This window comes from Nocardia brasiliensis, assembly GCF_042691675.1.
GTDB classification, from domain to species: Bacteria; Actinomycetota; Actinomycetes; order Mycobacteriales; family Mycobacteriaceae; genus Nocardia; species Nocardia brasiliensis_D.
The window spans coordinates 2521622-2548434 of record NZ_CP170507.1 but is presented as its reverse complement, the minus strand read 5'-3'; the positions used below and the strand labels follow the sequence as shown (position 1 = coordinate 2548434).

The window sequence follows — 26813 nt, the reverse complement described above, 5'->3', positions numbered from 1 at the left end:
CGCGCCAGCGAGGGCGGCAAGGCGGAAAGGTCGTCAGCCACCGATTACCTCCAGCACGATCCGCGCTACCTCGTCGGCGGCGTCGCGGTGCCCGGCGCCGGCCGCGGCGCGGCCCATCTCGATCAGCCGTGCGGAGTCCATGAGCAGCGGAATCACCTCATCGATCACGTATTTCGGCGTCAGCTCCGAATCGGGGACAATTCTGCCACCGCCCTGCCGGACGACGGGCCTGGCATTGAGCTCCTGCTCACCGTTGCCGTGCGGCAGTGGCACGTAGAAGGCGGGTAGCCCGACCGCCGACACCTCGGCGACCGTCATCGCGCCCGACCGGCAGACCACCGCGTCGGCGGCGGCATAGGCGAGATCCATCCGGGAAAGATACGGCACCGCCACATACCGTGCGCTCGCGCCACTCTCGGCGAGATCGAGGGTGTTCTTGGGTCCGTGCGCGTGCAGCACCGAGATACCGGCCGCGGCGAGTTGCGGCGCGGCCCCCGATACCGCCTCGTTCAGGCTGCGGGCGCCCTGCGATCCGCCGAACACCAGCAGCACCGGCCCCTCGGTGGGCAGCCCGAAGTGGGCGCGGGCCTCGGCCCGCAGCGCGGCGCGATCCAGCGTGGTGATCGCGGCCCGCACCGGAATGCCGACCACCTGCGCCCCGGCCAACCCCGAATCCGGCACCGCGGCAAGCACTCGCGCGGCGCGGCGCGCACCGACCTTGTTCGCGATACCCGCCTTGGCGTTCGCCTCGTGCACCACCACCGGCACCTCGCGCCGGCGCCGCAGCAGGCCGGGCCCGGCGGCCAGGTACGCGGGCAGCGCCACATAGCCGCCGAAGCCGACGATCACGTCGGCCTCGACCGCGTCGATCACCGCTCTGGCTCGCGCCACCGAGGCACGCACCCGGCCGGGCAGCCGCAGCAGATCCGCGGTCGGCTTGCGCGGCAACGGAACCGGCGGGATGAGCTCGAGCGGATAACCACGCTCGGGGATCAGGCGGGTCTCCAACCCGCGTTCGGTGCCGAGCGCCGTCACCCGGATCGAATCGTCGAGCCGCCGCAGCGCGTCCGCCACCGCCAATGCCGGCTCGATGTGGCCCGCCGTGCCGCCACCCGCGACGATTACCGAGATCACCTAGATTTTCCTCGTTCTCTTGTGTGGTTGACCGGATAACTTGGCTCCCACGCCCTGGTGGCACGCAGCGAGCTGGTGCCCCGGCTCTCCGGTGAGCGGCGTCGTCCCGGCTCGGGGCGCGGCCGCCGCACCGGCGGCAGCGCCGACTGTCTACCCTGCCGTGGCGCTTTGGCCCGCTGCGCGGACTTCGCTCTGGCGGCACTGGCCCGCGCCGGGGAGTACACCTCCGGCTTGGGCAGCCGCAGCAACTTGCTGAACCTACCGTCCTGCCCGGCATGCAGCGCCGAGACGGCCTCCGGTTCGTGCCTGGCCGCGTTGGCGATGATGCCGAACATGAACAGCGTGATCGCCAGCGACGAACCACCGGCGGAGACCAACGGCAACTGCAGACCGGTGACCGGAAGCAGGCCGACCACGTAGCCGATGTTGATCAGCGCCTGACCGGTGATCCACGTCGTCGCGGTCGCCGTGAGCAACCGGAGGAACGGATCGACCGAGCGGCTGGCAATGCGAAGTCCGGTGTAGACGAACAGCGCGAACAGTCCGAGGACCAGCGCACAGCCGAGGAAGCCGAGTTCCTCGCCGATGATGGCGAAGATGAAGTCGTTGTGCGAGTTGGGCAGGTAACTCCACTTGGCCCGGCTCTGGCCGAGGCCCCGGCCCCAGATGCCGCCGTCGGCCAGCGAGTACAGCGCCTGCCGCGCTTGGTAATTGATGCCCTGCGGGTCATCGCCGGGGTTGAAGAACGCGCGCATCCGATCCGAGCGATAGCCCGCCGACAAGGCGAGCACGCCCGCGGCGATCAGGCCGGACACCGAAATCGTCACGAACAGCCGCAACGGCAGCCCGCCGAACCACAGCAACGCGGCCAGCACGATGCCGAGCGCGATCGTCGTCGACAGGTTCGGCTCGACCACGACCAGCAGGCACACCAGCAGACCCGCCGGAACCAGCGGCATCAGGATGTCCTTCAGCCCGGCGTGCTCGGAGCGTCGCGACGCCAGCAGGTGCGCACCCCACACCACCAGCGTGACCTTGACGACTTCCGACGGCTGTACCGAGAAGAAGCCGAGGTCGATCCAGCGCCGCGCGCCCTGAACCTTGGAGCCGATCCCCGGGATCAGCACCAGGACCAGACCGATCACCGACAGCACGAACAGCGGAAACGACCACTGCCGCAACCGGCGCAGCGGGATCCGCAGGGCGAGGTAGAACAGCACCGCACCGATCGCGGCGAACATCGCCTGCTGGATGAACAGCGAATATGCCGATCCCCCATCGGCATACGCCTCGACGCTGGACGCGGACAGCACCATCACCAAGCCGAGCACGGTGAGCAACGTGGCGATGGTGACGACGAGATGGAACGACGCGAGCGGCCGCGCCAACCAGGCCACGAACCTGGCTCCGGCTCGGGGGTCCGTTCGCCGCGTCGTCTCCCTCATAGTTGCCGCCCGACGTCACCGTCTTCCAGTGCGTGCACCGCCGCCGCGAAACTGCGACCCCGGTGCGTGTAGTCGGCGAACATGTCCAAGGAAGCCGCGGCGGGCGCGAGCAAGACGGTGTCGCCTCGACTGGCGAACCCGGCCGCTGCTCGCACGGCGCGCGCCATCACGGCGTCGGCCTTATCTCTCGACGCGTCACCCATCCCTGCATCGTCTCCCGCGATCAGCTCGACCACCGGGACCTCGGGCGCGTGTCGCGCCAACGCGGCCGCGAACACCGGCGCGTCGGCGCCGATCAGCACCACCGCGACCAGCCGGTCGGCGACCTCCTCGACCAGGTCCTCGATCTGCGCGCCCTTGAGCTGACCGCCGGCCAGCCAGACCACCTGCGGGTGCGCCAGGATCGCGGTGCGGGCGGCGTGCGGGTTGGTGGCCTTGGAGTCATCGATGAAGTCGACGCCGACGACCTCGCGCACGAACGCGGACCGATGCGGGCCGACCTTGTGCTCGATCAGACCTTCCCGGATGAACTGCGGCGCAACGTCGATCGCCCTGGTCAGCGCGGCGGCGGCGAGCGCGTCCGCGACACCGGCCGGTCCGGGCGGGCTGATGTCGCCGACCTCGGCGAGGATCGCGGCCTTGGTGAACGCGCGATCGAGCAGCTTGCCGTCGACCACGCCGAGCTCACCGTCGGCGGGCACGCCGATCCGGAAACCAACGGTGCGGCGGGCTTTCGAGCGACGGGCCAGCGAGGCCGCCACCGGATCGTCGAGCCCGACCACGCCGACGCGACCGACCAGCGCCCGCGCCTTGGCGGCGGCGTACGCGTCGAGTCCGCCGTGCCAATCCAAATGATCCTCGGCCACATTGAGCACCACGCCCGCCTCGGGACGCACCGACGGCGCCCAGTGCAGCTGGAACGAGGACAGCTCGACGGCGAGTACCTGCGGACCGGGATTGCGCCGCAAGGCGTCCAGGATCGGCAGGCCGATATTGCCGCAGGCGACGCTGGCGATGCCCGCCGCGCGCAGGATGGCGTGCGTCATCTGCGTGGTGGTGGTCTTGCCGTTGGTTCCGGTCACCACCAGCCACTTGCGGACCGGACCGTAGATCCTGGCTTGATCGACCCACCAGGCGAATTCGACGTCACCCCACACCGGCGTGCCCTCGGCGACCGCCGCGGCGAGCACCGGGGAGTCCGGCCGCCAGCCCGGGCTGGTGATCACCAGCGCGAACCGGTTCCAGTCGGCGGTTTCCAGTTCGACGCAGGTGGCAATGTCCAGGCCGAGCTCGGCCGCCTCGGCGAGCGCGGCGGCGCCACCGTCGGTGACCACCGGACGCGCGCCGATATCGCGCAGCGGCTCGACGAGCGAGCGCCCCGATACCCCCCAACCCGCGACGAGAACGTCACGGCCACGCAGGAATTCGAGCATGGGCCCAGGTGATCGCAGGGCCCGAGGAGAATGTTCGACCATCGCTAGTTCACCCGACCGCAGAGAGATATTCGCTGTAGAACAAGCCGAGCCCGACGGCCGAAGCCATCGCGGCCAATAGCCAGAACCTGATGATCACCGTAGTCTCGGCCCACTTGCTGAGTTCGAAGTGATGATGGAACGGCGCCATCTTGAACAACCGGTTGCGCGTGGTGCGGTACACCGCCACCTGCAACACCACCGACAAAGTCTCGGCCACGAACAGCGCGCCGATCACAATCATCAGCAGCTCGGTGCGGGTGGTGATGGACAGTCCGGCCAGCAGACCGCCCAGCGCCAGCGAACCGGTGTCGCCCATGAAGATCTTGGCGGGCGCGGCATTCCACCACAGGAAACCGACGCACGCGGCGGCGCCCGCCGCGCAGACCAGCGCCAGGTCGAGTGGGTCGCGGACGTTGTAGCAACCGGCCTCGGGCTTGGTCTCGCAGGCGTGGTAGTACTGCCAGAACGTGATGACTACATAGCCGCCGAGCACCAGGCTCATCGATCCGGCCGCGAGACCGTCCAGGCCATCGGTGAGATTCACCGCGTTGGACCAGGCCACCACGACCAGGCAGACGAAGACGAGGAACACGACGACACCCATCGTCACCGTGCTGATGTCACGCACGTACGACAGATGCCTGCTGGCCGGGGTCAACCCGCTCGCCCCGCGGAACTGCAGTGCGAGCACGCCGAAGACGACAGCGGCGGTGAGCTGACCGAGGTATTTGCCCGCGGCGGTCAGACCGAGATTGCGCTGCTTGCGGATCTTGATGAAGTCGTCCACGAAGCCGACCCCGCCCAGCGCGGTGGCCAGGCCGAGCACCAGCAGTCCGGAGGCCGACGGCCCGTCGGCGTTGTAACCGATGCCGATCAGGTGCGAGCCGAGGTAACCGGCCCACATGCCGATGATGATGGCGACGCCACCCATGGTGGGGGTGCCGCGCTTGGCCTGGTGACTGGCCGGGCCGTCGACCCGGATCTCCTGGCCGAAGCCCTGCTTGGCGAACATCTTGATCAGCAGCGGGGTCAGCAGAATCGATACGGCCAGCGCAATCGCCGCCGCGAAAAGAATCTGTCTCACGACTGCGCCTCGCTAACGCTCGGCACAGCCGTTCGACCGATGGTCGCTGCAATATCGGTTCGCTCGCTGCGCTCGCTCACTCAATCGCCTCCGTGCTTCCCTGGCGTCCGCTGGGTGGCTCTGTACCGATCAAGTGTTCGGCGACCTCCCAGAGGCCCACCGACTTCGATGCCTTGACCAGCACCACATCACCCGCCTCGACTTCGTCGTCGAGCAACGCGATGGCCGCGCCGATGTCGGGCACGAGGGTCGACTCCTCGCCCCATGAGCCTTCCATCACCGCTCCCTGATGCATCGCCCGGGACGGCCTTCCGGTGCCGACCACGACCAGCCGGTGCACGTCGAGGCGCACCGCGAGCCGGCCGATCCGGTCGTGTTCGACCACGGATTCTTCGCCGAGTTCGCCCATTTCACCGAGCACCGCCCAGCTGCGGCGCGGTGTTTCGCCCGCGCGCGACAGGGTGACCAGCGCCTTGAGGGCGGCGCGGACCGAATCCGGGTTGGCGTTGTAAGAGTCGTTGACGACGGTCACGCCGCGCGCGGTGGTGCGTACATCCATCCGGCGCGCGGACGCGGCACGGGCGTCGGACAGTGACCGCGCGATGGTGTCGAGGTCCGCGCCGCATTCCAGGGCGACCGCCACCGCGGCAAGCGCATTGCCGACCTGATGTTCGCCGTGCACGGCCAGTCGGATCGGGCTGCTGCCTGCCGGGGTGTGCAGGGTGAAGCCCGCGCGCGCTTGGTCGTCGAGCCGAATATCGGTGGCCCGCACGTCGGCGTTGTCGGATTGTCCGACGGTCACCACGCGGGCCGATGTCCGCGACGCCATCGCGGCGACCTGCGGGTCGTCGGCATTCAGCACGGCCAGCCCGGACGCCGGAAGCGCCTCCACCAGTTCGCCTTTGGCCTTGGCGATGGCCTCGCGGCTGCCGAACTCACCGAGATGGGCGGTGCCGACATTGAGCACGACGCCGATGCTCGGCGGCGCGACCTCGGCGAGCGCGGCGATGTGGCCGGTGCCGCGCGCGGACATCTCCAGCACCAGGAAACGGGTGTCGGCGTTGGCGCGCAACACGGTCCAGGGGTGGCCGAGCTCGTTGTTGAACGAGCCGGGCGGGGCGACGACCGGCCCGAGCGGGGCCAGCACGGCCGCGAGCAGGTCCTTGGTCGAGGTCTTACCTGATGAGCCGGTCACCCCGACGACGGTGAGAGTTCCCGCCGCGGTGAGGCGTTCGACGCTGACGCGGGCCAAGGCGGCGAGCGCGGCGAGCACCGCGGCTCCGGAGCCGTCCGAATCCGCCGCCAGGGCAACCGAACTCGACGGCACCGAGCCGGGGCTCGGCGTGACGACGATGGCGGGCACGCCCACCGGGCGGGCCGCGAGCACCGCGACCGCACCGGCCGCCACCGCCGCGGCGGCGTAGTCGTGGCCGTCCGATCGCGCGCCCGGCAATGCCAGGAACAGATCGCCGGAACCGACTCGGCGCGAATCGAATTCGGCCGAACCGGTCACCCGGACCTCCGGGTCGGGGACGTCGTGCAGCGTGCCGCCGACGACGTCCGCGATCTCCCGCAGTGTCATCTCGATCATGAAACCGTCAAGTCCTCCGCGTCCGCGTGGTGCGGACTTCGCTTGTCCAGTGCCGCCGCGAGCACGTCGCGGTCGTCGAACGGGTGCTTCACACCCTGGATCTCCTGCCCCGCCTCGTGTCCCTTGCCGGCAACCAGTATCACGTCTCCGGTTCGAGCCCAATTCACCGCCGCCGCAATGGCTTCGGCGCGATCGCCGATCTCGCGTACGACGCCGCGCTCGGCCTCGGACACGTCCAGTGCGCCGGACCGCAGCGCGGCCCGGATCTGCGCCGGGTCCTCGCTGCGCGGGTTGTCGTCGGTAATGATCAGTAAGTCGGCGCCACGCGCCGCCACCTCGCCCATCAGCGGACGTTTACCCGCGTCGCGATCGCCACCGGCGCCGACCACCACGGCGAGGCGACCGGGTGCTTCCGGTGCGTCCGCCGCGAGATGTCCACGCAGCGTAGCAATCACCGATTCCAGCGCCGCGGGCTTGTGCGCGTAATCGACGATCGCGAGGAAGTCCTGCCCGCGCTCGACCCGCTGCATCCGGCCGGGGACGTCGACGGTGGCCAGGGCGGGCGCGGCGACCGACGCCTCGACACCGGCGGCCGCGCACACGGCGACCGCGAGCAGTCCGTTGGCGACGTTGTAGCGGCCCGGAAGACGCAGCCGCACAGCAACATTGCCGTCCGGACCGGCCGCGGTGAATTCCTGCTCACCACCGTGCGCCACGATCGCCCCGGCCAGCTGCCAATCACCGGCGCCGGTGGTACACACCGTGATCGGGGCTTCGAGGCCGTCCGCAAGCCGCTGACCCCACTCGTCGTCGATACAGATCACCGCGGTCCGCGCCGCGACCGGTGACTCCGGTTCGAACAGCCTGCGCTTGGCGGCGAAGTAGTCCTCGAAGTCCGCGTGGAAGTCCAGGTGATCCTGCGACAGATTGGTGAACGCGCCGACCGCGAATCGGACACCGTCCACCCGGCCCAGCGCCAGCGCGTGGCTGGACACCTCCATCACCACCGCGTCCACCCCCTGCTCGACCATCAGCGCGAACATCGCGTGCAGCTGCGGGGCCTCGGGGGTGGTCAGGGCGCTCGGCACGCGGCGGCCGCCGATCCGGGTCTCGATCGTGCCGATCAACGCGGTCGACCGGCCCGCGGCGGCCAGACCCGCCTCCACCAGATAGGAGGTGGTCGTCTTGCCCGAGGTGCCGGTGATGCCGACGATGCGCAGCCGCTCGCAGGGATCGCCGTAGATGGCCGCGGAGAGCTCGCCGAGCACCGCCCGTGGATTCTCCCGCACCAGCACCGGAACATTCAGCTCACCGGCCAGCTCCGCCCCCGCGGCGTCGGTGAACACCGCCACCGCGCCGCGTTCGACCGCGTCCGCGGCGAACCGGGCTCCGTGCGCCTGCGCGCCGGGCAAGGCGGTGAACAGGTCACCGGGCCGCACCGCCTGCGACCGCTGTTCGATGCCGGTGACGTGGATGTCCGCGGGTGCGGGTCCGGTCGCCGTGGCGCCGGTCAGGGCCAGCACGGCGGTCAGCGCGGTCGACGGGGGCCGGGCGGGCCGGAGCGCGTGCTGGCTGGACTGCGCAGGCACATTGCTCCTCTCAGATACGGGCGGGACTGGGACGACGAGTCAGGTTACCGACGGGCGGTCACGGGCGAACAACGTAGGTCCCACACCGCCGGAGATTCAGCCGGCCTGCAGGACGAATTGCCGGACCGGGCCGGGCGACGGCGGAATGCGGTCGCGCTGCAACGCCCAGGAGGCGATGTTGTGGAACAGCGGTGCGGCCGACTGGCCGCCGCTGCCGTCGGAGCTGCGGACCGGATCGTCGAGCATGAGGCCGACGACGTAACGCGGGTTGTCGGCGGGGGCCATGCCAGCGAAGGTGATGTAGTAGCTGTCGCTGGAGTAGCACTGGCAGCGCGGGTCGGTCTTCTGCGCGGTGCCGGTCTTGCCCGCGATCTGGTAGCCCTCGACGGCGGCGGGCCCGCCGGTGCCGTTCTGGTTGGCGTTCATCGGGTCACGCTGCACCACAGCTTGGAACATGGTGCGCAGCGTCGCCGCGGTCTGCGGGCTCACCACCCGGATGCCGTCGGGCTGCGGTTCTTCGGTGCGGGTGCCGTCCGGCGCGATCTTGGCCCGGACGATGCGCGGCGGGATTCGCACCCCGTCGTTGGCAATGGTCTGGTACATGGCGGTCATCTGCAGCGTGGTCATCGAAAGTCCCTGTCCGATGGGCAGGTTCGCGAACGTGCCGCCGGACCACTGGTCGCGCGCGGGCACCCGCCCACTGCTCTCGCCGGGCAAGCCGACGCCGGTGCGCTGGCCGAGCCCGAATCGGTGCAGCATGTCGGCGTAGCGGTCCTCGCCGACCCGCTGGGCCAGCATCAGCGTCCCCACGTTGGACGACCTGCCGAAGATGCCGGTGGTGGTGTACGGCGCGACGCCGTGTTCCCACGCGTCGCCGACGGTGACCCCGGCCATCCGGATGCTGCCCGGAACCTGATGCACCTCGTCGGGGGTGGTCAGGCCGTATTCGATGGCCGCGGACGCGGTGACGATCTTGTTCACCGAGCCGGGCTCGAACGGGTCGGTGACCGAGGGGTTGCCCATCGCCGCCGGGGTCCAGGTCTGCGCGGGCTGCTGCGGATTGAAGGTGCCGTCATTGGCCATGGCCAGCACCTGACCGGTCTTGGCGTCGAGCACCACCGCGGAGGCGTTCTGCGCACCGGACATATCCCGGGCCTGCTGCACCTGCTGCTGCACGTAGTACTGCAGATCCGAGTCCAGGGTCAGCTCGACGCCATTGCCGTTCACGGCATCCTGCTTGTCGCGCCAACTGCCCGGAATGACCGCTCCGTCCGAACCGCGGTCGTAGGTGTGCGAGCCGTCGGTGCCCGCGAGCACCGAGTCGAGCGACGATTCCAGGCCGATCTGGCCGTGTCCGTCCCAGCCGGTGGCGCCGATCACGTTGGCCGCCAACGAGCCGCCGGGATGTTCGCGCAGGTTCTGGGTATCGGCGCCGACCTCCGGAAACTGCGCGCGGATATCGGCGGCGATCCGCGGGTCGACCCTGCGCGCCAGGTACACGAAGGTCTCGTCGCTACGCAGCTTGGCGAGCAGGTCCGCTTCCGAGGGGCCCGACTTGCCGAGCTTGTCGTGCACGGTCTTGGCGATGGCCTTCAGCCGCTCGTCCGGGTCGGGGGCCTTGTCGTCCTTGGCCTTCGCGTCGGCCAGTCGCTTGCGGACCGGAACCGGCTGGAAGGTCAGCTCTTTCGCCGACACCGTGAAGGCGAGCGACTTACCGTTGCGGTCGGTGATCGGGCCGCGGACCGCGTAGTCGGGCTCGTGCGTGGTGCGCTGGCTGGCCGCCTGCGCGGAAAGGCTCGGGGCGTTGATGGTTTGGATCCACAGCAATTGCAGCGCGACGACACCCAGCGCGATCAGCATGATGATCCGGCCCGCGCCGAGCCGTCTGCGCAGGGGCCGGTCGTTCTTGGGCGGCGCGGAGCGTGGTCGGGCCGCCTTGGCGGGACCAGGCCCGCGTCGACGGCGCGGCGCGGGCCTGGTCTGCGTCACCGCTCCCCTCCGCCTGGAAGTGCCAGCGGCTGCGGCGTTTCGGCCGGTGCCGGTGCGACATCCGCGGGCGCGGGCGGAGTTTCGGCCGCAGCCGGTGCCACCTGCTGCGGTGCGGCGTCGGCCTGCGGTGCGGGTGCCGGTGGCGGCGGCGGAAGCGGGCTGGCCGGAACCGGGCTCGCCGGTGCGGCGTTGACCTGAGCGTTGCCCGCCGGAGCGGGGGTCGGCTGCGCGGGCGGGGTAGTCGGCGTGGTCGTCACCGGCATCACGCGTTCACCGCGCGCCTGCACATTGCCCGTCGGCGGCGGGGTCGGCGCGGCCGGCGACACGTTCAGCGGCGGCACCGGAGCGCCCTGTGCCGGCGTGGGTTTGCCGATCACCGTCACCGTGCCGTCCGGGCCGATCACCAGCCGGGCCGGATCCTTGGCCGGGATCATGCCGAGCTCACGGGCGCGGGCCGCGAGCTCCGGCGCGGAATCCGCCGCCTCGACCTCGCGCTGCAGTGCCGCCCGCTCGTCGGCCAGCCGCTTGTTGGTCGCCCGGATGTCACCGAGCTGGTAGCTGTCCTCCGCGGCGCGGGTGGTCAGCAGGAGGGTGAGCGCGAGACCGCAGCCGAGCAACGCGATGATCGCCGCGACGAACGGAATGCGCGCGGCCATGACCGAAGCCGGCCGCAACGGCAGATCAGGTGTGTCCGATCGGGTTTCGGCGCGCAGTCGGCGCCGGGCGTAAGCCCGTTGTGCGGCACCCGATTTCACTCGCTCGGATTCATGGACCCGGCGGGCGATCCGCCCGGGTGCCTCGACAGTGCGCGTCCGAATACTCATAGTGTCCCCTCGTGAGTCTGTACGGGACATCCGGCCTCCCTTGTCCAGGTCCCGCACCCGGTCCGCCGGACGAGCTCATGTCTCATCCGACCTCCTGAATTCGCTCCGCCGCGCGCATCCTGACGGGTGCCGCCCGCGGGTTTTCCGCTATCTCCTCTTCGGTCGCCTTCTCCGCGCCACGGGTCAGCATCCGGAATTCCGGGCCCATGCCGGGTAATTCGACCGGTAGGTCGACGGGTGTGCGGGAGGCCGCGCGTGGCGCGAACTCCTGCTTGACCACCTTGTCCTCCAGTGACTGATACGACATCACCACGATCCGGCCACCGACGCGCAGCGCGTCCAGCGCCGCGGGCAGCGCGGCGCGCAGCGAATCGAGCTCGCGGTTGACCTCCACCCGCAGCGCCTGGAAGGTGCGCTTGGCCGGATGTCCGCCGGTCCGGCGGGTCGCCGCGGGTATCGCCGCGTACAGCAGCTCCACCAGCTCGGCGCTGGTGGTGAACGGCTTCTGCTGGCGGCGGCGCAGCACCTCGGAGGCGATCCGGCCGGCGAAGCGTTCTTCGCCATAGGTTTTCAGCACCCGGGCCAGGTCACCGTGGCTGTAGGTATTGAGCACATCGGCGGCGGTGGGTCCGGTGGTCGGGTCCATCCGCATGTCCAGCGGCGCGTCGATGGAGTAGGCGAAACCGCGGTCGGTTTCGTCGAGTTGCATCGAGGACACGCCGAGGTCCATCAGGATGCCGGAGACCGATCCGGTGGCGGCCAGCCCGGCCTCGGCCAACGCGTCGGCGATGCCGTCGTATCGGGTGTGCACCAGGGTGATTCGGTCCGCGTACGGGGCGAGCCGGTCACCGGCCAGCTTCAGCGCGGCGGTGTCGCGGTCGAGACCGACGAGCCGGAGGCCGGGATAGGTGCGCAGAAAGTGTTCGGCGTGTCCGCCGAGGCCGAGCGTCGCGTCGAGATACACCGCGCCGGGTTCGGTGAGTGCGGGTCCGAGGAGCGCGTCGGCTCGACCGAGCAGAACAGGAACATGGCGGGGGCCGTCCTGTTCACGGTTCACCTCGACCTCCCGGGATCTGCCTCGCTTCGTCGCGCACCGCGCACGGGTCGCCTTGTTCCACAATGCTTTTGCATAAAGAAACGCTGCCGGAGACGAATGCCCCGTGGTCTCTGACCGAACCTCGGCACCTGGCGTCGGGGAAGTACGTCAGGGTCCGCGTCCGGGCAGAGGCCGCGCGGCACTCGTTCGCTCGGGGCTAGAAGATTCCGCCCAGCGACTCGTCTCTCGCTTGCGAGAAGTCCTCCTCGTGCTCGGCGAGGTAGGAGTCCCACGCCTGCTTGTCCCATATCTCGAGGAAGTCGACCGAGCCGGTCACCACGCAATCCCGTTGCAGATTCGCGTAACGACGATGTTCGGCCGACAACACGATCCGGCCCTGTGCGTCCGGACGTTGTTCGTCCGTTCCAGCCGCTAGTGCGCGGACGAATGCGCGCGCCTGCGGGTTACTTCGAGACGCCGCCGCGGCCCGGCGAGCGAGCGCGGTGAACTCTTCTTTCGGGTACACGGCAAGGCTGTGGTCCTGACCCTTCGTGACCATCAACCCTCCCGCCAGATCGTCTCGAAATTTCGCAGGCAACGTGAGTCGCCCCTTGTCGTCCAGCCGAGGTGTGTAGGTACCGAGAAACAACCCGATACCTCCCTAGTCGATCACCTCGATGGTCGGCCTTTCCTGTAGTGCGCGCTCCACATTACCCCACTTTCCCCCACTTTCAATCGAAACTGCCGGTGATCTGGCTCCCGGCCCAGACGATTTCGCAGGTCATCCCAGCTATCACCGTGGTGGAGAACTTTTTGCGTGTTCTGCCGACACGCACAGTCCGCATGGACAAAGGCCCGGAAACACCCAGCAAACGCCCAGGTGCGGTCCGACTCGGCCGATGATGGGGCGATGTGGGGGATCTTGTGGGGAGATGTGGGGGAAGCGCCGCGAACCCGCGCCGAGATCACCGGCGGGCACGCACGCCCGCATACGCGAGCCGGCGACGCCGCACCGGATCGGTGCGGCGTCGCCGGCTGTGCTGAAGTTGTCAGGCTACGGGCGAGCTAATCCTGCTCGAACCGTCGCCGGAATCGGTCTTCCATCCGCTCGGAGAAACCGCCGGACTTGCGTTGGCGGCCACGTTGTCCGGTCGTTCCACCGCTCGGACCACCGGGCGTGGCGTCGCCGCCGGACCGGTCACCCTTGGCGATGCCCTTGGAGCTGCCGACCAGCAGCAGCACGCCGGCGGCGAACATGACGATGAATCCGACCAGGCTGATGATCGGAAAGCCGCCGGGCTTCACTGGAGCGGCGATGCCGGCGACGAGTAGGAACAGACCAAGGACGAACAAGGCCGCGGCCTGGAGTCTGCGACGACTCGAGGTCGAGCGAAGGCGCCCGCCGCGGACGGACGACGCGAACTTCGGATCCTCAGCATAGAGCGCGCTCTCGATCTGTTCGAGCATGCGCTGCTCGTGCTCGGAGAGTGGCACGGTACCTCCCCCGGCACTAGGCGTGGCTGTCGCCTCCGGGTAGGCGACTGATAGCCGACCTTGGCGGCTATCTGTCACCAATGATACGAGTTCGATCAGGGCCGTACCACCTAGTCGCCCATAACTATGTGGGCGTGCCGCCTGTCACTATCCGGTCATGCCGTCTGTCCACCCCGGTGCGGGGCGCAACCGTGCCGATGCGGTAAGGAGATCTTCGACGTCGTGCAGGAATGCTCCTACCCGCGAATAGAACTCGTCGGCCTCGTGATCGTCGATGTCGCGATCGAGTCCGGCCTCCAGCGCGGCCCTGATCTCCGAGCGCGCGCTGAAGTAATCGGCCCACATCACGAACTCGGGCGCGGCGGACTGCATCAGCACCCACGCGTTGCGCGAACGAGCCCGCGGCGCGTGGTCGGCGCCGGTGAGTGCGATCACCGCCCCCGCCCCGCGCAACGCCGCGAGATAGGCGGTGCGGAACCGCTCCCGCGGGTCCCGCTCCCCCGCCGCCTGCATCAGCAGGCCATCGGCCCGCTTCAGCAGCTTGCCCGCTCGACCGGGCTGCCCCGGATGTTCGATCCGACCAGACATCTCCCCGTCCCTCCGCATCGCACCTGAAGCCAACACTGCCTTGGTGTGACCGAACAGGTATTCGAACGTTTGAATTGAGATTGAATATAGAGACGCCCACCGACAAACTTCCGCGCCCGCTCAGCGGACCTACGAGAGCCATGACCGCCGTCAAGCCAAATCACACCCCCGCACCTGTCGTCGTCGACCTTTCCGTCGCGGCACTGCGCTCCCGGCTGCACGATGCGCTGGCGGTGTATGTCGCGGCGATGGACTATCCGCGCGGCACCGAACACCATCGCGCGCCCATGTGGACCGAGCACACCACCCGGTCCGGCTGGCAGGCCGTCGCCGCGGTGGTCCCGGACGATTCGGGGCAGGTCGATCTGCGCGCCGCGCCGATCGTGGCGATCGCCTATGGCTACCGCGGCGCCGCTCAGCAGTGGTGGCACCAGCAGGTGCACAGCGGGATGCGACGTTCCGGCTGGCCCGAACATTCTGCGCGCGAATTGCTTTCGGACTATTTCGAGCTGACGGAGCTGCATGTGCACCCGTCCGCGCAGGGGCTCGGCATCGGCGGCACGCTGCTGGAACGGCTGCTGCGGCAGCGGTCCGAGCGGGCGGTGCTGCTGTCCACTCCGGAGGTGGCTCAGGAGGACAATCGGGCCTGGCGGCTGTATCGGCGGCAGGGATTCACCGACGTGGTGCGGAATTTCGTGTTCGCGGGTGACACCCGGCCGTTCGCCATTCTCGGACGGCGGCTGCCGCTGTGAGGGCGGTGTCCTGGCGCACAACGCCTTCGGGCCGTCGACGGACCACCGGCATGCGGTTCACGTGACGATCGCGGTGCTCGGTTCGGGCCACAATGCGCTGGTCGCCGCCTGTTATCTCGCGCGCGCCGGGCACGCGGTGCAGGTGCTCGAACGCGACGAGGTGCTCGGCGGGGCGGTGTCGACGGTCGAGCGGTTTCCCGGTCACCTGGTCGACCGCGGGTCATCCGCGCACATCATGGTCCGGCACACCGGGATCATCGAGGAATTGGAGCTCGCCCGTTTCGGCCTGCGGTACATCGATTGCGACCCTTGGGGTTTCACCCCGGCGCACGGCGGGCGCGCACCGCTGGTGTTCCACCGCGATCTGGCTGCCACCTGCGCCTCGATCGCCGCCGCCTGCGGCGACCGGGATGCGGCGGCGTACCGGCTTTTCGTCGAGGTGTGGGGGCCGCGCAGCGCGCGAGTGATGCGCGCGTTCGGCGGTGGGCCGACGCCGGGCCGGTTGCTGCGCTCGTTCTGGGGACTGGACGCGAAAGACGGCGGCAGCGCGTTGTCCCGGGAGTTCCTGCAGTCCGGGGACGCCTTGCTGGACACGTACTTCCAGGACGAACGACTCAAGGCGTCGCTGGCCTGGTTCGGCGCGCAGTCCGGTCCGCCGATGTCGGAACCGGGGACCGCGCCGATGGTGGGGTTCGCCGCGCTCATGCACACGTTGCCGCCCGGCCGGGCGGTCGGCGGCAGCGGGGCCTTGACCGAGGCGCTGGTGCGGCGGCTGCGCTCCGACGGCGGCGTGGTGACGGCGGGTGACGCGGTCACCTCGCTGCGGCGCAATGGTGACAGCTGGCAAGTCGGTACCGCCTCGGGGCGAATCCTGCACGCCGACACCGTGATCGCGGGCACGCATGTGCTGACCACGCTGGATCTGTTGCGTGACGGCGGGTTCGACGGCGCGGTGCTCGACGACTGGCGGCGGCGCATCCGAGTCGGTCCCGGGATCGGGATGGTGGTGCGGGTCGCCACTCGGTCGTTGCCGAACTACCCCGGCAGCTCGATCGATGAATCCGCCCGTGGTCTGCAATTTCTCGTGTCCGACCGACGGCAGCTCCGGCTGGCCCACGGTGCCGCGTCGGCCGGTGATCTGCCGCCGCGGCCGGTGGTGCTCGCGATGAGTTTCAGCGCGCTGGACCCGAGCATCGCCCCGCCCGGCGAGCATCAGCTCTCGCTGTGGGCACAGTGGCATCCGTACCGGCTGGCCGACGGCAGCGACTGGACCGAGCACGCCGACCGGGAGGCCGATCGCATCATTGCCGAAGTGGACTCCTACGCACCAGGTTTCGCCGAGTCGGTGCTGCGCAGGCATGTGCAGACGCCGGTGGATCTGGAGCGGGAGATGGGGCTGCTCGGCGGCAATGTGATGCACGTGGAGATGTCGCTCGATCAGATGATGCTCTGGCGGCCGCTGCCGGAGCTGTCCGGGCAGCGCGTGCCGGGCGCACCGGGGTTGTATTTGACCGGCGCGTCGACACATCCGGGTGGCGGCGTCTCCGGCGCCAGCGGGCGCAGTGCCGCCAACCTGGTCCTTCGCGACCTGCGGCGCAGCCGATTCCCCTTGCTGCGCAGGCGATGATGACCCCCGCGAGGTCGTCGCGCGTCGACCTTGTGCCCATCGCCCTCGCGGCGCTGCTGATCGTCGCGCAGATCGGGTACCCGCTGACATCGGGCGTTGCCCGAGACCGGGTCACCGTGGTTGTTGTGTTGCTCTCGGCGGGTACGGCATTGGCGCACGCGTCGGTGACGCGCGGGATCCGTTATGCGGCCGGGTTTTTGGTGATCGTGTCCGGGCTCGGGCTGACCGCCGAGATCGTCGGTACCGCAACGGGGTTCCCATTCGGGTGCTACGAGTACGCAGTGGATCGGCTGGGTCCCGCGCTCGGCGGGGTGCCGCTGGTGGTTCCGCTGGCCTGGACCGGTGGGTTGTATCCGGTGTGGGTGGTGGCCGGGCTGGTAGCGCGCCGAGCGCTGTCGCGGATCGGACTGACGGCGGTGGGCGCGGTCGGGTGGGATCTGTTCCTGGACCCGCAGATGGTCACCGATGGGCAGTGGCGGTGGTGCGACACCGACTCAGGACTGCCCGGCCTCGCCGAAATTCCGTACACGAACTACCTCGGGTGGTTCGCGGTGACACTGCTGATGGGTGTGCTGTTGACCGTCTGGGATCGCGCGATCCCGTCAGTAGGGCTGGACAACACAGCGCGGCGCACCGGGCCGGGAACCGGTTCGGTCGCGGTGCCGGTGGCGGTTTTTCTCTGGACCTGGCTCGGGTCCACCCTCGCGCACGCCGTGTTTCTCGGCCTGCCGTTTTCGGCCGCTTACGGCGGCGTCGGGCTGGCCATAGTGGGCGTCCCGCTGCTGCGTCACCTCTACTTTTCCCGCCGCCGACCCGATCCGGCGGGCTAGGTGAAGCACATCGCGGGCTTCGTTCCGCCCGTCGCGTGGCCATCTGGACGAGTGGCCTGGCACGATGTCCCCGTGCAGCCGAGTCCCGTCACCACGATGCCCGATGCCCCGGTCCTACCGACGCCGCGGCCGCGCCGCCTCGGCGCGCGTGTCGCCGCGGCCGTCCTGCTCGCGGCATTGCTGGTTCCCGTACTCGCGGGCTGCCTGCGGGTGCAGGTATCGATGGGCGTCTCGTCCAATGACCGGGTGTCCGGGCGGATCGTCGCCGCGGTCGTCCCCACCGAGCCCAATGACAAGGGCCCGCAGCTGAAAGCGCCCGACTCGCTCGCGGCGAAGGTGCGGGTGGAGTCCTACACCCAGGACGGCTACGTGGGTAGCCAGGTGTTCTTCGAGGACATGTCGTTCGGCGAGGTCGGACAGCTCGGTCAGCTGTCCGAGCAGACCCAGGGCATGTTCCAGCTGGGCTTCCAGCGCACCGGCGACCTGGTCAGCCTCAGCGGCCGCGTCGACCTGAAGTCCGTGCCACCGCACGGCTCCGACGTGCAGTTCACCGTCGCGTTCCCGGCCCGCGTCGCCAAGACCAACGGCACCCGTGAAGGCGACAACATCGTCTCCTGGAAACTCCCCGCCGGCGACGTCTCCACCGTGCGCGCCGAGGTCAGCTACGCCGACCCCAACACCCGCTCCTTCGCGGGCTGGGCCGGCATCGTCGGCGGCATCACCCTCGCCGTCGCCGCCATCATCGCCACCATGGCCTACATGGACCGCAACCCTCCAGCCCCCGGCGCCCCCACCGGCCTCTCCTGGAGCCGCTGGTGGAAAACGGTCAAGCAAGGCCGTTGAACGGGACATGACGGAGGCCCCACTCACGGTTTGCCGCAGGCAGGTCCCGTTCGTCGAATGGGTGACGCTGGTCGGGGCCGGGATCGCGGTGGGCGGGGCGGGGGTCGGGCTGTACAACCGGATGACGGTGCGGCAGCTGACGGATGCGGCGGGCAATGTGACCGAGCCGGTGACGGTGTGTGTTCCGGCTCGTGACGAGGCGGAGCGATTGCCCGGGCTGATCGCGGACCTGCGGGTGCAGCAGGGCGTGGCGCGGATGAGTGTGTTGATTCTCGACGACGCGTCGGGCGATGGCACGTTTGCGGCGGCGATCGAGGCGGCCGGTGGCGATCCGCGAATCACGGTGTTGCGCAACGACACCGAACCAGCGCCCGGGTGGACCGGGAAGGCTGCCGCAGGTGCGCGATTGGCCGAGGCGGTGGCGACGCCGGTGCTGGTGTTCGTGGACGCGGATGTGCGACTGGCACCGGGTGCGGTCGCGGCGGCGGTCACCGAATTGCGCAGGCGGCGGGTCGCGCTGTTGTCACCTTGGCCGATGCAGCTGGCCGAGTCCGTGGCCGAGGCGCTGGTGCAGCCGCTGCTGTGCTGGTCGTGGGCGACGACGCTGCCGATCTCGGTGGCGAATCGCAGTCCGCGGCCGTCGACTTCGGTTGCCTGCGGCCAATTTCTGGTGTTCGACACCGCCGCCTACCGGGCCGTCGGCGGGCACGCCGCGGTGGCCGCCAGTGTCACCGAGGACCTCGATATCGCCCGAACACTGCGCCGCGCCGGACAACCCACCGCGCTCGTGTGCGCGGGACGGCTGGCGAGCACCCGGATGTACTCGGGCGCACGCGAACTCGACGACGGCTACACCCGCTGGCTGTGGTCGGCCTACGGCGGCACGATCGCGGGCGGCGCGGCCGTGGGTCTCCTTGCCGCCGTGGCCTATTGGGTGCCGCCCCTGGCGGCGCTCCGTGCTCGCGGCACCGTCCGCCGCGTCGGACTCGTCGGCTACGCCGCCGCCGTCACCGGCAGGCTGCTGTCCCGCTCCCTGGAAACCGGCGGTACGGTCGCCCCTACCGATGTCGTTGCCGCACTGGCCCACCCGCTGTCCATCGCCGCCTATCTCCGGCTGTGGGCACGCTCGCACCGCGCCCGCCGACGCGGGGCGCTGCGTTGGAAGGGTCGCGTACTCGACTCCGTCGGCGCCTAACTGGGGCTTACCGGACCTCGGTGATGCCAACTGTGGGCAAGAAGAAGCAGGACTTTCCGCCGTTCTCCACCGTGCCGAAAACCGCGGCCAGCACGGTACCGGTGCCCGTCTCGACGGGCACGGCGCGAACGCCGCCCATCGGGAGGGCGGCGAAGAAGAAGTCCTGGATGGCGCGTTCGGCCATCGGGCGGAGGACGGGCGGGACTTCGGCGGGAATCATGCCACCGACGACGGTGGACAGCGGGCCCATGGCGGCAAGGCCGCCTCGGCCGCTGGTCACGTTCATCCAGGCGACATGCATGCCGGTGGTGTCCGGGCCGTCGGGGCCCAGGCCGTACGGGATGAAGGTGAACATGGTATGCCCGGCCTTGACGGCGGTCAGGTCGAGTCCGGGAATGGCGACCGTAGTCTTGGGCCATGGGCCCGGCACGGCACCGGCCATCGCGGGGGCCAGTCCGTAGGTGGTGCCGCCGAGGCAGAACGCCGCCGCGGTCGGGTAGAGGAACGGCTGCATGCCGAAGGAACGCAGGCCCTCGATCGCGGTGTGGTAGACGTCGAGGGGATCGCCGGACGCGGCGGTGCCGGTCTGGGCGGGACCATCCCCCGCTGTGCGGGCCGCGCCAGGAGCGGGTGCAGCCGGGTCCGCGCTCGCGACGGGAGCGGCCAGGGCCAGCGCGACCGAGCAGGTCGCGACAGCGGACAATATGGTCAGACGGCGCATCACGGTCACGGAGACCTCTCTCATCGTCGACGCAATCGAAGGTCGACGGTACTCCGGCAAACCCGCTGAACCGGCCGTATTACGCCCGGAAAGGCATCGGCGTGTCCTGTGCCAGGCTCGGTCAGCTCATGTCCGGCTATCGGATTTACTCCGCGAGTCGGACCCCGGCAAGATCTATGCTCACCGTGATTACTTCCCTTGCTCCAGGGTTCGCCTGCTGGGCATGATAATTCGGCTCGACCCTGGCATCACCCGATGTCCGGATCGGCGACAACCATCCAGAGCGACCGAGAGACCTGGCTCGTCGACGTCGCAGCAACCCCCCGGTTCACCGGGTGCGGGTGCTTCCGCCGGGACCGATGGAGGAACCGAAGTGATCATTTCCGCTGCCCACGGCACCCGTTGGGGCCGTCGCCATATCGATCAGTGCAAAGTGACGTCCGCGAGCTGTCGAGGCTGACCCGCAGCCAGTCTGTGCACCCGTCGCTGGCCGGGTGATGTGACCGCGGCCCGAGTGGCGCGGTCTCGTTCGTTCTTCCGAAGGACCCCGTCATGAGTGCGTCCGCCGCACCCGATGCCGCCGCCGTCCCCGGCGAAACCGACGCCGATCTCGGCACGCCGGTTGCTCTCGACACCGAAACCGGTGCCGACACAGACCTGACGCAGTCCGCCCCCGCACCGACCGTGGCCACCCAGTGGCACCCGTGGCGGTGGGTGATCAGCGCCGTCGCGCTGATCCTGCTCGCGCAGTTCATCCATGGTCTGGCCACCAACCCCGGTTGGGATTGGCCGACGTTCGCCAAGTACATCACCGCGGAATCAGTGCTGGCAGCGCTGAAAGTGACGCTGCAACTGACCGCGTGGGGAACGGCTCTCGGCTTCCTGCTCGGCACCGCGTTGGCGATCGCCCGACTGTCGAACAACCCGGTGCTGCGGGTGATCTCGTGGTGCTACATCTGGGCGTTCCGCTCGATTCCGCTCATCGTGCAGTTGCTGTTCTGGTTCAACATCGCCTACCTGTACAACACGCTGTCGCTCGGAATCCCGTTCGGCCCGGCGTTTTTCACCTTCGAGGTGAACGGGGTGATCAGCGGGTTCACCGCGGCGGTGCTCGGGCTGGCACTGCATCAGGCGGCATATTCGGCGGAGATCATCCGCGCCGGCCTCATCTCGGTGGACGCGGGCCAGCTGGAAGCTGCTGCGGCGCTCGGCATTCCGCGCCTGCGGCAATTCCGCACCATCGTGGTCCCGCAGGCCATGCGGTCGATCCTGCCCAATGCGACCAACGAGGTGATCAGCCTGTTCAAGGGCACCTCGATCGTCTCGGTGATGGCGATCGCGGAGCTGTTCTACCAGGTCCAGGTGATCTATGGACGCAACGGCCGGGTGGTGCCGCTGCTGATGGTCGCGACCGCCTGGTACATCGTGCTCACCACCGTTGCCTCGGTGGCGCAGTACTACATCGAGCGCCACTACGCCAAGGGCACCCAGCGCACCCCACCGCCGTCGCCGGTCGCGCGGGCCTGGCAGAAGCTGCGCGAGATCGCCGAAAACAGCACCACCGCGCCACGAGGAGCGACCCGATGACCGCCGCCGCACCCGCCGTCGAGGTCCGCGGCGTCCGCAAATCCTATGGCGCGCACGAGGTACTGCGGGGCATCGATCTGACCGTGCGCTCCGGCGAGGTGGTGGCGGTGATCGGCCCGTCCGGTTCCGGCAAGTCCACCCTGCTGCGGGTGATCAATCATCTGGAGTCGCTGGATGCGGGCACCGTGCACATCGACGGTGAGTTGATCGGATATCGGCTGCGCCGCAACACCTTGCACGCGCTGCCCGATCGTGAGGTGCGCAAGCAGCGTTCCCGGATCGGGTTCGTCTTCCAGCAGTTCAACCTGTTCCCGCATTTGACTGTGCTCGACAATGTCACGCTCGCCCCGCTTTCCGCACGCGGCCCCGGCCGCGGATCGGGCAAGCGTCGCGACCGCAAGGAGGTCGAAGCCGAGGCGCGGGTGCTGCTGGAACGGGTCGGCATCGGCGAGTTGGCCGACGCGTATCCGCGCAGACTGTCCGGCGGACAGCAGCAGCGGGTGGCGATCGCGCGAGCACTTGCCTTGCGGCCCCGGGTGATCCTGTTCGACGAGCCGACTTCCGCACTCGATCCCGAGCTCGTCGGCGAGGTGCTCGACGTGATCCGCGACCTCGCGCACGGCGGCACCGCACTGGTGATCGTCACCCACGAGATCGGTTTCGCCCGTGAGGTCGCCGACACCGTCGTGTTCTTGGACGCGGGCGCCATCGTCGAACAGGGCACGCCGCATTCCGTCCTCGATAACCCGCGCCACCCGCGCACCCGCGCCTTTCTGTCCCGAGTCCGCTGATGAACAGGTACCCGATGAAGCTTTCCGCCCTGGCCACCGCCGCCGCGACCGCGGTCGTGCTGCTGGCCACCGGCTGCACCGGCCCCGACGCGGATTCTGCGGCCCAGCCCGCCGGTGCGATCACCTTCGACCTCTCCGCCGCGCAGTCCGGCCGCGTTCGCGCCGCCAAGGTGGACAGCATCGCCGCCGAAGTGCCGCAGGCCATTCGGGACCGCGGCACCCTGGTGGTGACCGGCTCGTCCGGCACCGCGCCGCCGCTGCGCTTCTATGCCGAGGACGACAAGACCGTGGTCGGCTCCGAGGTCGATTTCGCCTCGCTGATCGCCGACATTCTCGGCCTGAAACTCGATGCGCAGGTCGCGGATTGGTCGCAGAACTTCGTCCGTATCGATTCCGGCGAGGTCGACGCCTTCATCTCCAACGTGACGGTGACCGAGGAGCGTAAGGAAAAGTACGACTTCGCTACCTACCGCAAGGACACTGTGGCGCTGGAAGTGCCCAACCAGAGCACCCTGGCGTACCAGGACCGTAAGAGTCTGGCGGGCAAGCGGATCGGCGTCGGCAGCGGCACCAATCAGGAACAGCTCCTGGTGAAGTGGAACGAGCAGAACCGAGCCGAGGGCCTGGCACCCATCGATATCGCCTACTTCCAGCAGACCAGCGATTACTACCTCGCGCTCGCCTCGCAGCGTCTCGACGGCTTCATCGGCCCCAACCCCACCGCGATCTATCACTCCGCCACGGCGAAACAAACGAAGATCCTGGCCACCTTCTCCGGCGCGGGCGACGCGTTGCAGGGCGAGATAGCGGTGCTCACCAAGAAGAACACCGGTTTGGCCACGGCCATCCAGCACGCCCTCGCCTACGCCATCGAACACGGCACCTACCAGCAGGTGATCGATCGGTGGGGCCTGCGGACCGAGCAGGTCACCGAATCGCGGATCAACCCGCCCGGCCTACCGAAGGGGCGGTGAACCGGTGCCACAACAACTTTCGGCCCAGCACCTCCGGGTACACCAAGTCTCCCAGGACGATCCGCTGGCCGCGCCGCTGCTCGCCGAACTCGCCGTCGAGTACAGCAGTCGCTACGGCCGCAGCGCCGGTGAGATGCACGCGACGCTGCGCGATTACCCGGCCGCCGAGTTCGCGCCGCCGCACGGCGCGCTGCTCGTCGTCACCCGGGACGGCGAGGCGGTGGCGGGCGGCGCCTTCCAGCGTTACGACGCGGAAACGGCTGAGCTCAAGCGGATCTGGACCGCGCGTGAACATCGCAGGCAGGGGCTCGGGTTGTTCGTGCTGAAGCAGCTCGAAGCCGAGATCGCCCGGCGCGGGTACCGGCGCATCTACCTGACCACCGGTCCGCGCCAGCCGGAGGCCGTCGGTCTCTACCTGGCCGCGGGATACACCGCGCTCTACGACCCGGCGGTGCCTGCCGAGGAGCTCGGCCCGCATCCGTTCGAAAAGCACCTGCGCGCCGATGAACTAGGAGCAACCGCATGAAGTTCCTGCTGTTCACCCTGGTCACCCGGGTGCCGGACCCGACGACCGGGCGAATGCCCGGCACCAGGGAACGGCTGCGCGACGTCGTCGAACAGGCAAGGCTGGCCGAGGATCTCGGGTACGACGGTTTCGCCGTCGGTGAGCGGCACGAGGATCCGTTCCTATCCGCCGCTCCCCCGGTGATCCTCAGCCATATCGCCGCGGTCACCGCACGGATCACCCTGTTCACCGCGGTCACCACGCTGAGCTTGCTCGACCCGGTGCGCGCCTTCGAGGACTATTCGACGTTGGACAACCTGTCCGGCGGCCGGTTGGAGCTGATCATCGGCAAGGGCAACGGGACCGCGCAGGCCGAGCTGTTCCAGGTCACCACCGACGACCAGTGGGACCGTAATCGCGAAGGCTACGACCTGTTCCGGGCACTGTGGCGCAGCGACAATGTCACCTGGTCGGGCCGGTTCCGCCCGGAGTTGACGAACGCCGAGGCCCTGCCACGGCCGTGGCAGCCGGAGATCCGGATCTGGCACGGCAGCGCGACCAGCCGCGACTCTGTGGAACTCGCGGCGCGCCACGGTGATCCGTTGTTCTCGGCGAATGTCACCAACCCGATCGAGCCGTACGCCGAACTGGTCCGTTATTACCGGGAGCGCTGGGAGTTCTATGGGCACAATCCCGCCGACGCACTGGTCGGCGCGGGCACGGCCGGATTCCATGTCGCGCGCACGTCCCAGCAGGCTCTGGACACCTATCGGCCGATCTTCGAGGCGCGGCTGGCATTGGCACGCAGGCTCGGCCTGCCGATCGTGTTCGAGTCCCTGGACGATTTCGTCACCCGGAGTTCGGCGTTGGTCGGCAGCCCGGAGCAGGTGATCGACAAGGTCGGCAGGCAGCACGAGCGGTTCGGCCACGAGGTGATCCACCTGTCCGTCGAACGCGACGGCCGCCCGCAGATCGACTACCTGGACAGCCTGGCGCTGTTCCAGACCGAGGTGGCGCCAGAACTGCGCCGTCGAATTCCCAGTCGCCCGTTGGCGACCGGCGCCGATCTGGACCCACGCGACGAGCTCGTCCGTACCGAAACATCTGGAGTAGCACCGTGATCCGAACCAGCCACCGAATACTCGTGCTGGCAGCCGCAGTTGCCACGGCCACCACCGTGGCCGCCTGCGGCAGTGATTCGGCCGCACCCGGCAGCGCCGCGGGCCCGCCGCGGCCGGGTGGCACCCTGCGCTACGGCCTCTCGCAAGCACCGACCTGCTCGGACCCCGCGCAGTCGGGCAGCAACCAAACCCTGTACGTGACAAGGCAGATCGTCGATTCGCTGACCGACCAGGACCCGACGACGGGCGAACTGAAGCCGTGGCTCGCGCAGAGCTGGGAGGTCACACCGGACGCGAGCGTGTTCACCTTCCACCTGGCCGATGGCGTCACCTTCAGCGACGGCACCCCGCTCACCGCCGAGTCGGTGCGCAATACTTTCGATTCGATCATCCGGCTCGGGTCGGCCAAAGCACCGCTGGCCGCCAGCTACCTCACCAACTATGCCGGCACCACGGCCGTGGACCGGCTGACCGCACGGGTGGAGTTCAGCAAGCCCAACGCGCAATTCCTGCAGGCCTCCTCGACCACCCAGCTCGGGATTCTGGCCGATGCCACCACGGCCGAGTCCGCAGAGCAACGCTGCCTCGGCGACAATATCGCCAGCGGTCCGTTCACTTACGCGAGCTACCGCCAGGACGCGTCGGTGACGCTGGCCAAACGCGCCGGTTATCACTGGGGTTCGGCGGTGTTCGGGCACCGCGGTGAGGCGTACCTGGACAAGATCGAATTCACGGTGGTGCCCGAATCCGGTGTGCGCACCGGCAGCCTCGCCTCGGGACAGCTCGATGCCATCAGCGACGCGCTGCCGCAGGACACCCCGCAGATCGAGGCGACCGGCGGACGGGTACTGAGCACCGCCAATCCCGGTGTGCCATTCGGCTTCCAACCCAATGTGACCCGCGGTCCGTTGCGCGATCCCGCGGTCCGCCAGGCCTTGCTACCCGCGATCGACCGTAAGCAGCTGGTGGACACCGTGCTCGGACCGCAGTTCAAGGCCGCGACCAGCACGCTGGCCAGCAGTACGCCCGGCTACCAGGATCTTTCGGCGCGATTAGCCCACGACCCCGAGCGGGCACGCGGCATTCTCGATCAGGCCGGTTGGGTGCCGGGTGGCGACGGCATCCGGGTGAAAAATGGTGAGCGGCTGTCTTTCTCGGTGATCTTCAGTCAGGTGTTCGCGGGCAATCAGGCGATCATCGAGCTGGTGCAGCAGCAGCTGCGGCAGGTCGGGGTCGAACTGAAGCTGGACCTGCTGTCACTCGCCGAGACAACGGCTCGGCAGAACGCGAAGGACTTCGACAGCACCTACTACAACACCACCCGCGCCGACGGGGACATCCTGCGCACCACCTTCGGCCTCGACGGCCGCAATCTCAATGCGCGCGACCGCATCCCGGCGCTGGACGACGCGTTGGACGGACAGCTGAGCACGGCCGACACCGATGCGCGAACCACGCTCGTGCATACCGCGCAGCAGCAGGTGCTCGACGCCGGGCTGTGGATTCCGACGGTGGAGCTGTCCCAGGCGATCGGGGCGGGTGGGACCGCCCAGGATTTGAAGTTCGAGGCGTCGGCGCGACTACAGTTCTTCGACGCCTGGCTGAGCGGGCGGTAGCG

Annotated in this window: 24 protein-coding genes and 1 riboswitch; of the genes, 11 read left to right on the top strand and 13 right to left on the bottom strand. The window is 69.1% G+C overall.

Annotated elements, in window-relative coordinates:
• Positions 1-33: 33 nt before the first annotated feature.
• The 12 genes from murG to ACFK0J_RS11855 form a co-directional block, all read right to left on the bottom strand.
• Positions 34-1134, bottom strand: coding sequence for an undecaprenyldiphospho-muramoylpentapeptide beta-N-acetylglucosaminyltransferase (murG, locus tag ACFK0J_RS11910; RefSeq protein WP_378739362.1), 1101 nt, complete (start codon positions 1132-1134; stop codon positions 34-36).
• A complete protein-coding gene (gene ftsW, locus ACFK0J_RS11905) occupies positions 1131-2579 on the bottom strand; it encodes a putative lipid II flippase FtsW (protein ID WP_378739360.1) in 1449 nt (482 codons plus the stop codon). The genes murG and ftsW overlap by 4 nt, the downstream gene beginning before the upstream one ends.
• The gene (gene murD, locus ACFK0J_RS11900; RefSeq protein WP_378739358.1) at positions 2576-4012 is read right to left on the bottom strand and encodes a UDP-N-acetylmuramoyl-L-alanine--D-glutamate ligase; all 1437 of its coding nucleotides are present in this window, start codon (positions 4010-4012) and stop codon (positions 2576-2578) included. The genes ftsW and murD overlap by 4 nt, the downstream gene beginning before the upstream one ends.
• A gap of 49 nt (positions 4013-4061) precedes the next feature.
• Positions 4062-5138 (bottom strand): phospho-N-acetylmuramoyl-pentapeptide-transferase, encoded by a 1077-nt coding sequence (gene mraY / locus ACFK0J_RS11895; protein ID WP_218475864.1) that lies wholly within the window; start codon positions 5136-5138, stop codon positions 4062-4064.
• Positions 5139-5214: 76 nt separating this feature from the next.
• Positions 5215-6729: a UDP-N-acetylmuramoyl-tripeptide--D-alanyl-D-alanine ligase gene (murF, locus tag ACFK0J_RS11890; RefSeq protein ID WP_378739356.1), complete on the bottom strand. Its 1515-nt coding sequence runs from the start codon at positions 6727-6729 to the stop codon at positions 5215-5217.
• Positions 6726-8318 carry a UDP-N-acetylmuramoyl-L-alanyl-D-glutamate--2,6-diaminopimelate ligase gene (locus ACFK0J_RS11885; RefSeq protein ID WP_378739354.1) on the bottom strand — a complete coding sequence of 531 codons (1593 nt, stop codon included), beginning with the start codon at positions 8316-8318 and terminating at the stop codon, positions 6726-6728. The genes murF and ACFK0J_RS11885 overlap by 4 nt, the downstream gene beginning before the upstream one ends.
• Positions 8319-8414: 96 nt before the next feature.
• Entirely contained in the window at positions 8415-10307 is a 1893-nt protein-coding gene (locus ACFK0J_RS11880; RefSeq protein WP_378739352.1) for a peptidoglycan D,D-transpeptidase FtsI family protein, read from the bottom strand.
• A complete protein-coding gene (locus ACFK0J_RS11875) occupies positions 10304-11131 on the bottom strand; it encodes a hypothetical protein (protein WP_378739350.1) in 828 nt (275 codons plus the stop codon). The genes ACFK0J_RS11880 and ACFK0J_RS11875 overlap by 4 nt, the downstream gene beginning before the upstream one ends.
• Positions 11132-11213: 82 nt before the next feature.
• Positions 11214-12188, bottom strand: coding sequence for a 16S rRNA (cytosine(1402)-N(4))-methyltransferase RsmH (gene rsmH / locus ACFK0J_RS11870; protein ID WP_378739348.1), 975 nt, complete (start codon positions 12186-12188; stop codon positions 11214-11216).
• Between the two features lie 196 nt (positions 12189-12384).
• Positions 12385-12816 carry a division/cell wall cluster transcriptional repressor MraZ gene (gene mraZ, locus ACFK0J_RS11865; RefSeq protein ID WP_040733463.1) on the bottom strand — a complete coding sequence of 144 codons (432 nt, stop codon included), beginning with the start codon at positions 12814-12816 and terminating at the stop codon, positions 12385-12387.
• 416 nt (positions 12817-13232) lie between these two features.
• Positions 13233-13661 carry a DUF3040 domain-containing protein gene (locus tag ACFK0J_RS11860; protein ID WP_378739346.1) on the bottom strand — a complete coding sequence of 143 codons (429 nt, stop codon included), beginning with the start codon at positions 13659-13661 and terminating at the stop codon, positions 13233-13235.
• Between the two features lie 147 nt (positions 13662-13808).
• The gene (locus tag ACFK0J_RS11855) at positions 13809-14249 is read right to left on the bottom strand and encodes an SAV_6107 family HEPN domain-containing protein (protein ID WP_378739344.1); all 441 of its coding nucleotides are present in this window, start codon (positions 14247-14249) and stop codon (positions 13809-13811) included.
• Between the two features lie 140 nt (positions 14250-14389).
• Here ACFK0J_RS11855 and ACFK0J_RS11850 point away from each other — a divergent pair, with 140 nt between their 5' ends.
• The 5 genes from ACFK0J_RS11850 to ACFK0J_RS11830 all read left to right on the top strand — a co-directional run bounded on the left by ACFK0J_RS11850 (position 14390) and on the right by ACFK0J_RS11830 (position 19496).
• On the top strand, positions 14390-15001 hold the full coding sequence (locus ACFK0J_RS11850; protein WP_378739342.1) for a GNAT family N-acetyltransferase: 612 nt from the start codon (positions 14390-14392) through the stop codon (positions 14999-15001).
• Between the two features lie 61 nt (positions 15002-15062).
• Positions 15063-16628 carry a phytoene desaturase family protein gene (locus ACFK0J_RS11845; RefSeq protein WP_378739340.1) on the top strand — a complete coding sequence of 522 codons (1566 nt, stop codon included), beginning with the start codon at positions 15063-15065 and terminating at the stop codon, positions 16626-16628.
• On the top strand, positions 16625-17458 hold the full coding sequence (locus tag ACFK0J_RS11840) for a carotenoid biosynthesis protein (RefSeq protein ID WP_378739338.1): 834 nt from the start codon (positions 16625-16627) through the stop codon (positions 17456-17458). The genes ACFK0J_RS11845 and ACFK0J_RS11840 overlap by 4 nt, the downstream gene beginning before the upstream one ends.
• Positions 17459-17554: 96 nt before the next feature.
• Complete coding sequence (locus ACFK0J_RS11835; RefSeq protein WP_378742771.1) at positions 17555-18301, top strand: LppM family (lipo)protein; 747 nt, start codon at positions 17555-17557, stop codon at positions 18299-18301.
• Between the two features lie 7 nt (positions 18302-18308).
• Positions 18309-19496: a glycosyltransferase gene (locus tag ACFK0J_RS11830; RefSeq protein WP_378739336.1), complete on the top strand. Its 1188-nt coding sequence runs from the start codon at positions 18309-18311 to the stop codon at positions 19494-19496.
• Positions 19497-19503: 7 nt separating this feature from the next.
• Here the strand turns inward: ACFK0J_RS11830 and ACFK0J_RS11825 are convergent, their stop codons facing one another.
• Complete coding sequence (locus ACFK0J_RS11825) at positions 19504-20241, bottom strand: hypothetical protein (RefSeq protein WP_378739334.1); 738 nt, start codon at positions 20239-20241, stop codon at positions 19504-19506.
• 247 nt (positions 20242-20488) lie between these two features.
• A riboswitch (SAM riboswitch) is annotated at positions 20489-20583 on the top strand.
• A gap of 186 nt (positions 20584-20769) precedes the next feature.
• Here ACFK0J_RS11825 and ACFK0J_RS11820 point away from each other — a divergent pair.
• The 6 genes from ACFK0J_RS11820 to ACFK0J_RS11795 are packed head-to-tail and all read left to right on the top strand — an operon-like array spanning position 20770 to position 26811.
• Entirely contained in the window at positions 20770-21804 is a 1035-nt protein-coding gene (locus ACFK0J_RS11820) for an amino acid ABC transporter permease (protein WP_378739332.1), read from the top strand.
• Entirely contained in the window at positions 21801-22595 is a 795-nt protein-coding gene (locus tag ACFK0J_RS11815) for an amino acid ABC transporter ATP-binding protein (protein ID WP_378739330.1), read from the top strand. Before ACFK0J_RS11820 ends, ACFK0J_RS11815 begins: the two co-directional genes overlap by 4 nt.
• Positions 22596-22609: 14 nt before the next feature.
• Positions 22610-23569: an ABC transporter substrate-binding protein gene (locus ACFK0J_RS11810; protein ID WP_378739328.1), complete on the top strand. Its 960-nt coding sequence runs from the start codon at positions 22610-22612 to the stop codon at positions 23567-23569.
• Positions 23570-23573: 4 nt separating this feature from the next.
• A complete protein-coding gene (locus tag ACFK0J_RS11805) occupies positions 23574-24095 on the top strand; it encodes a GNAT family N-acetyltransferase (RefSeq protein WP_378739326.1) in 522 nt (173 codons plus the stop codon).
• Complete coding sequence (locus tag ACFK0J_RS11800; RefSeq protein ID WP_378739324.1) at positions 24092-25195, top strand: LLM class flavin-dependent oxidoreductase; 1104 nt, start codon at positions 24092-24094, stop codon at positions 25193-25195. Before ACFK0J_RS11805 ends, ACFK0J_RS11800 begins: the two co-directional genes overlap by 4 nt.
• Positions 25192-26811: an ABC transporter substrate-binding protein gene (locus tag ACFK0J_RS11795; RefSeq protein ID WP_378739322.1), complete on the top strand. Its 1620-nt coding sequence runs from the start codon at positions 25192-25194 to the stop codon at positions 26809-26811. Before ACFK0J_RS11800 ends, ACFK0J_RS11795 begins: the two co-directional genes overlap by 4 nt.
• Positions 26812-26813: the final 2 nt, after the last annotated feature.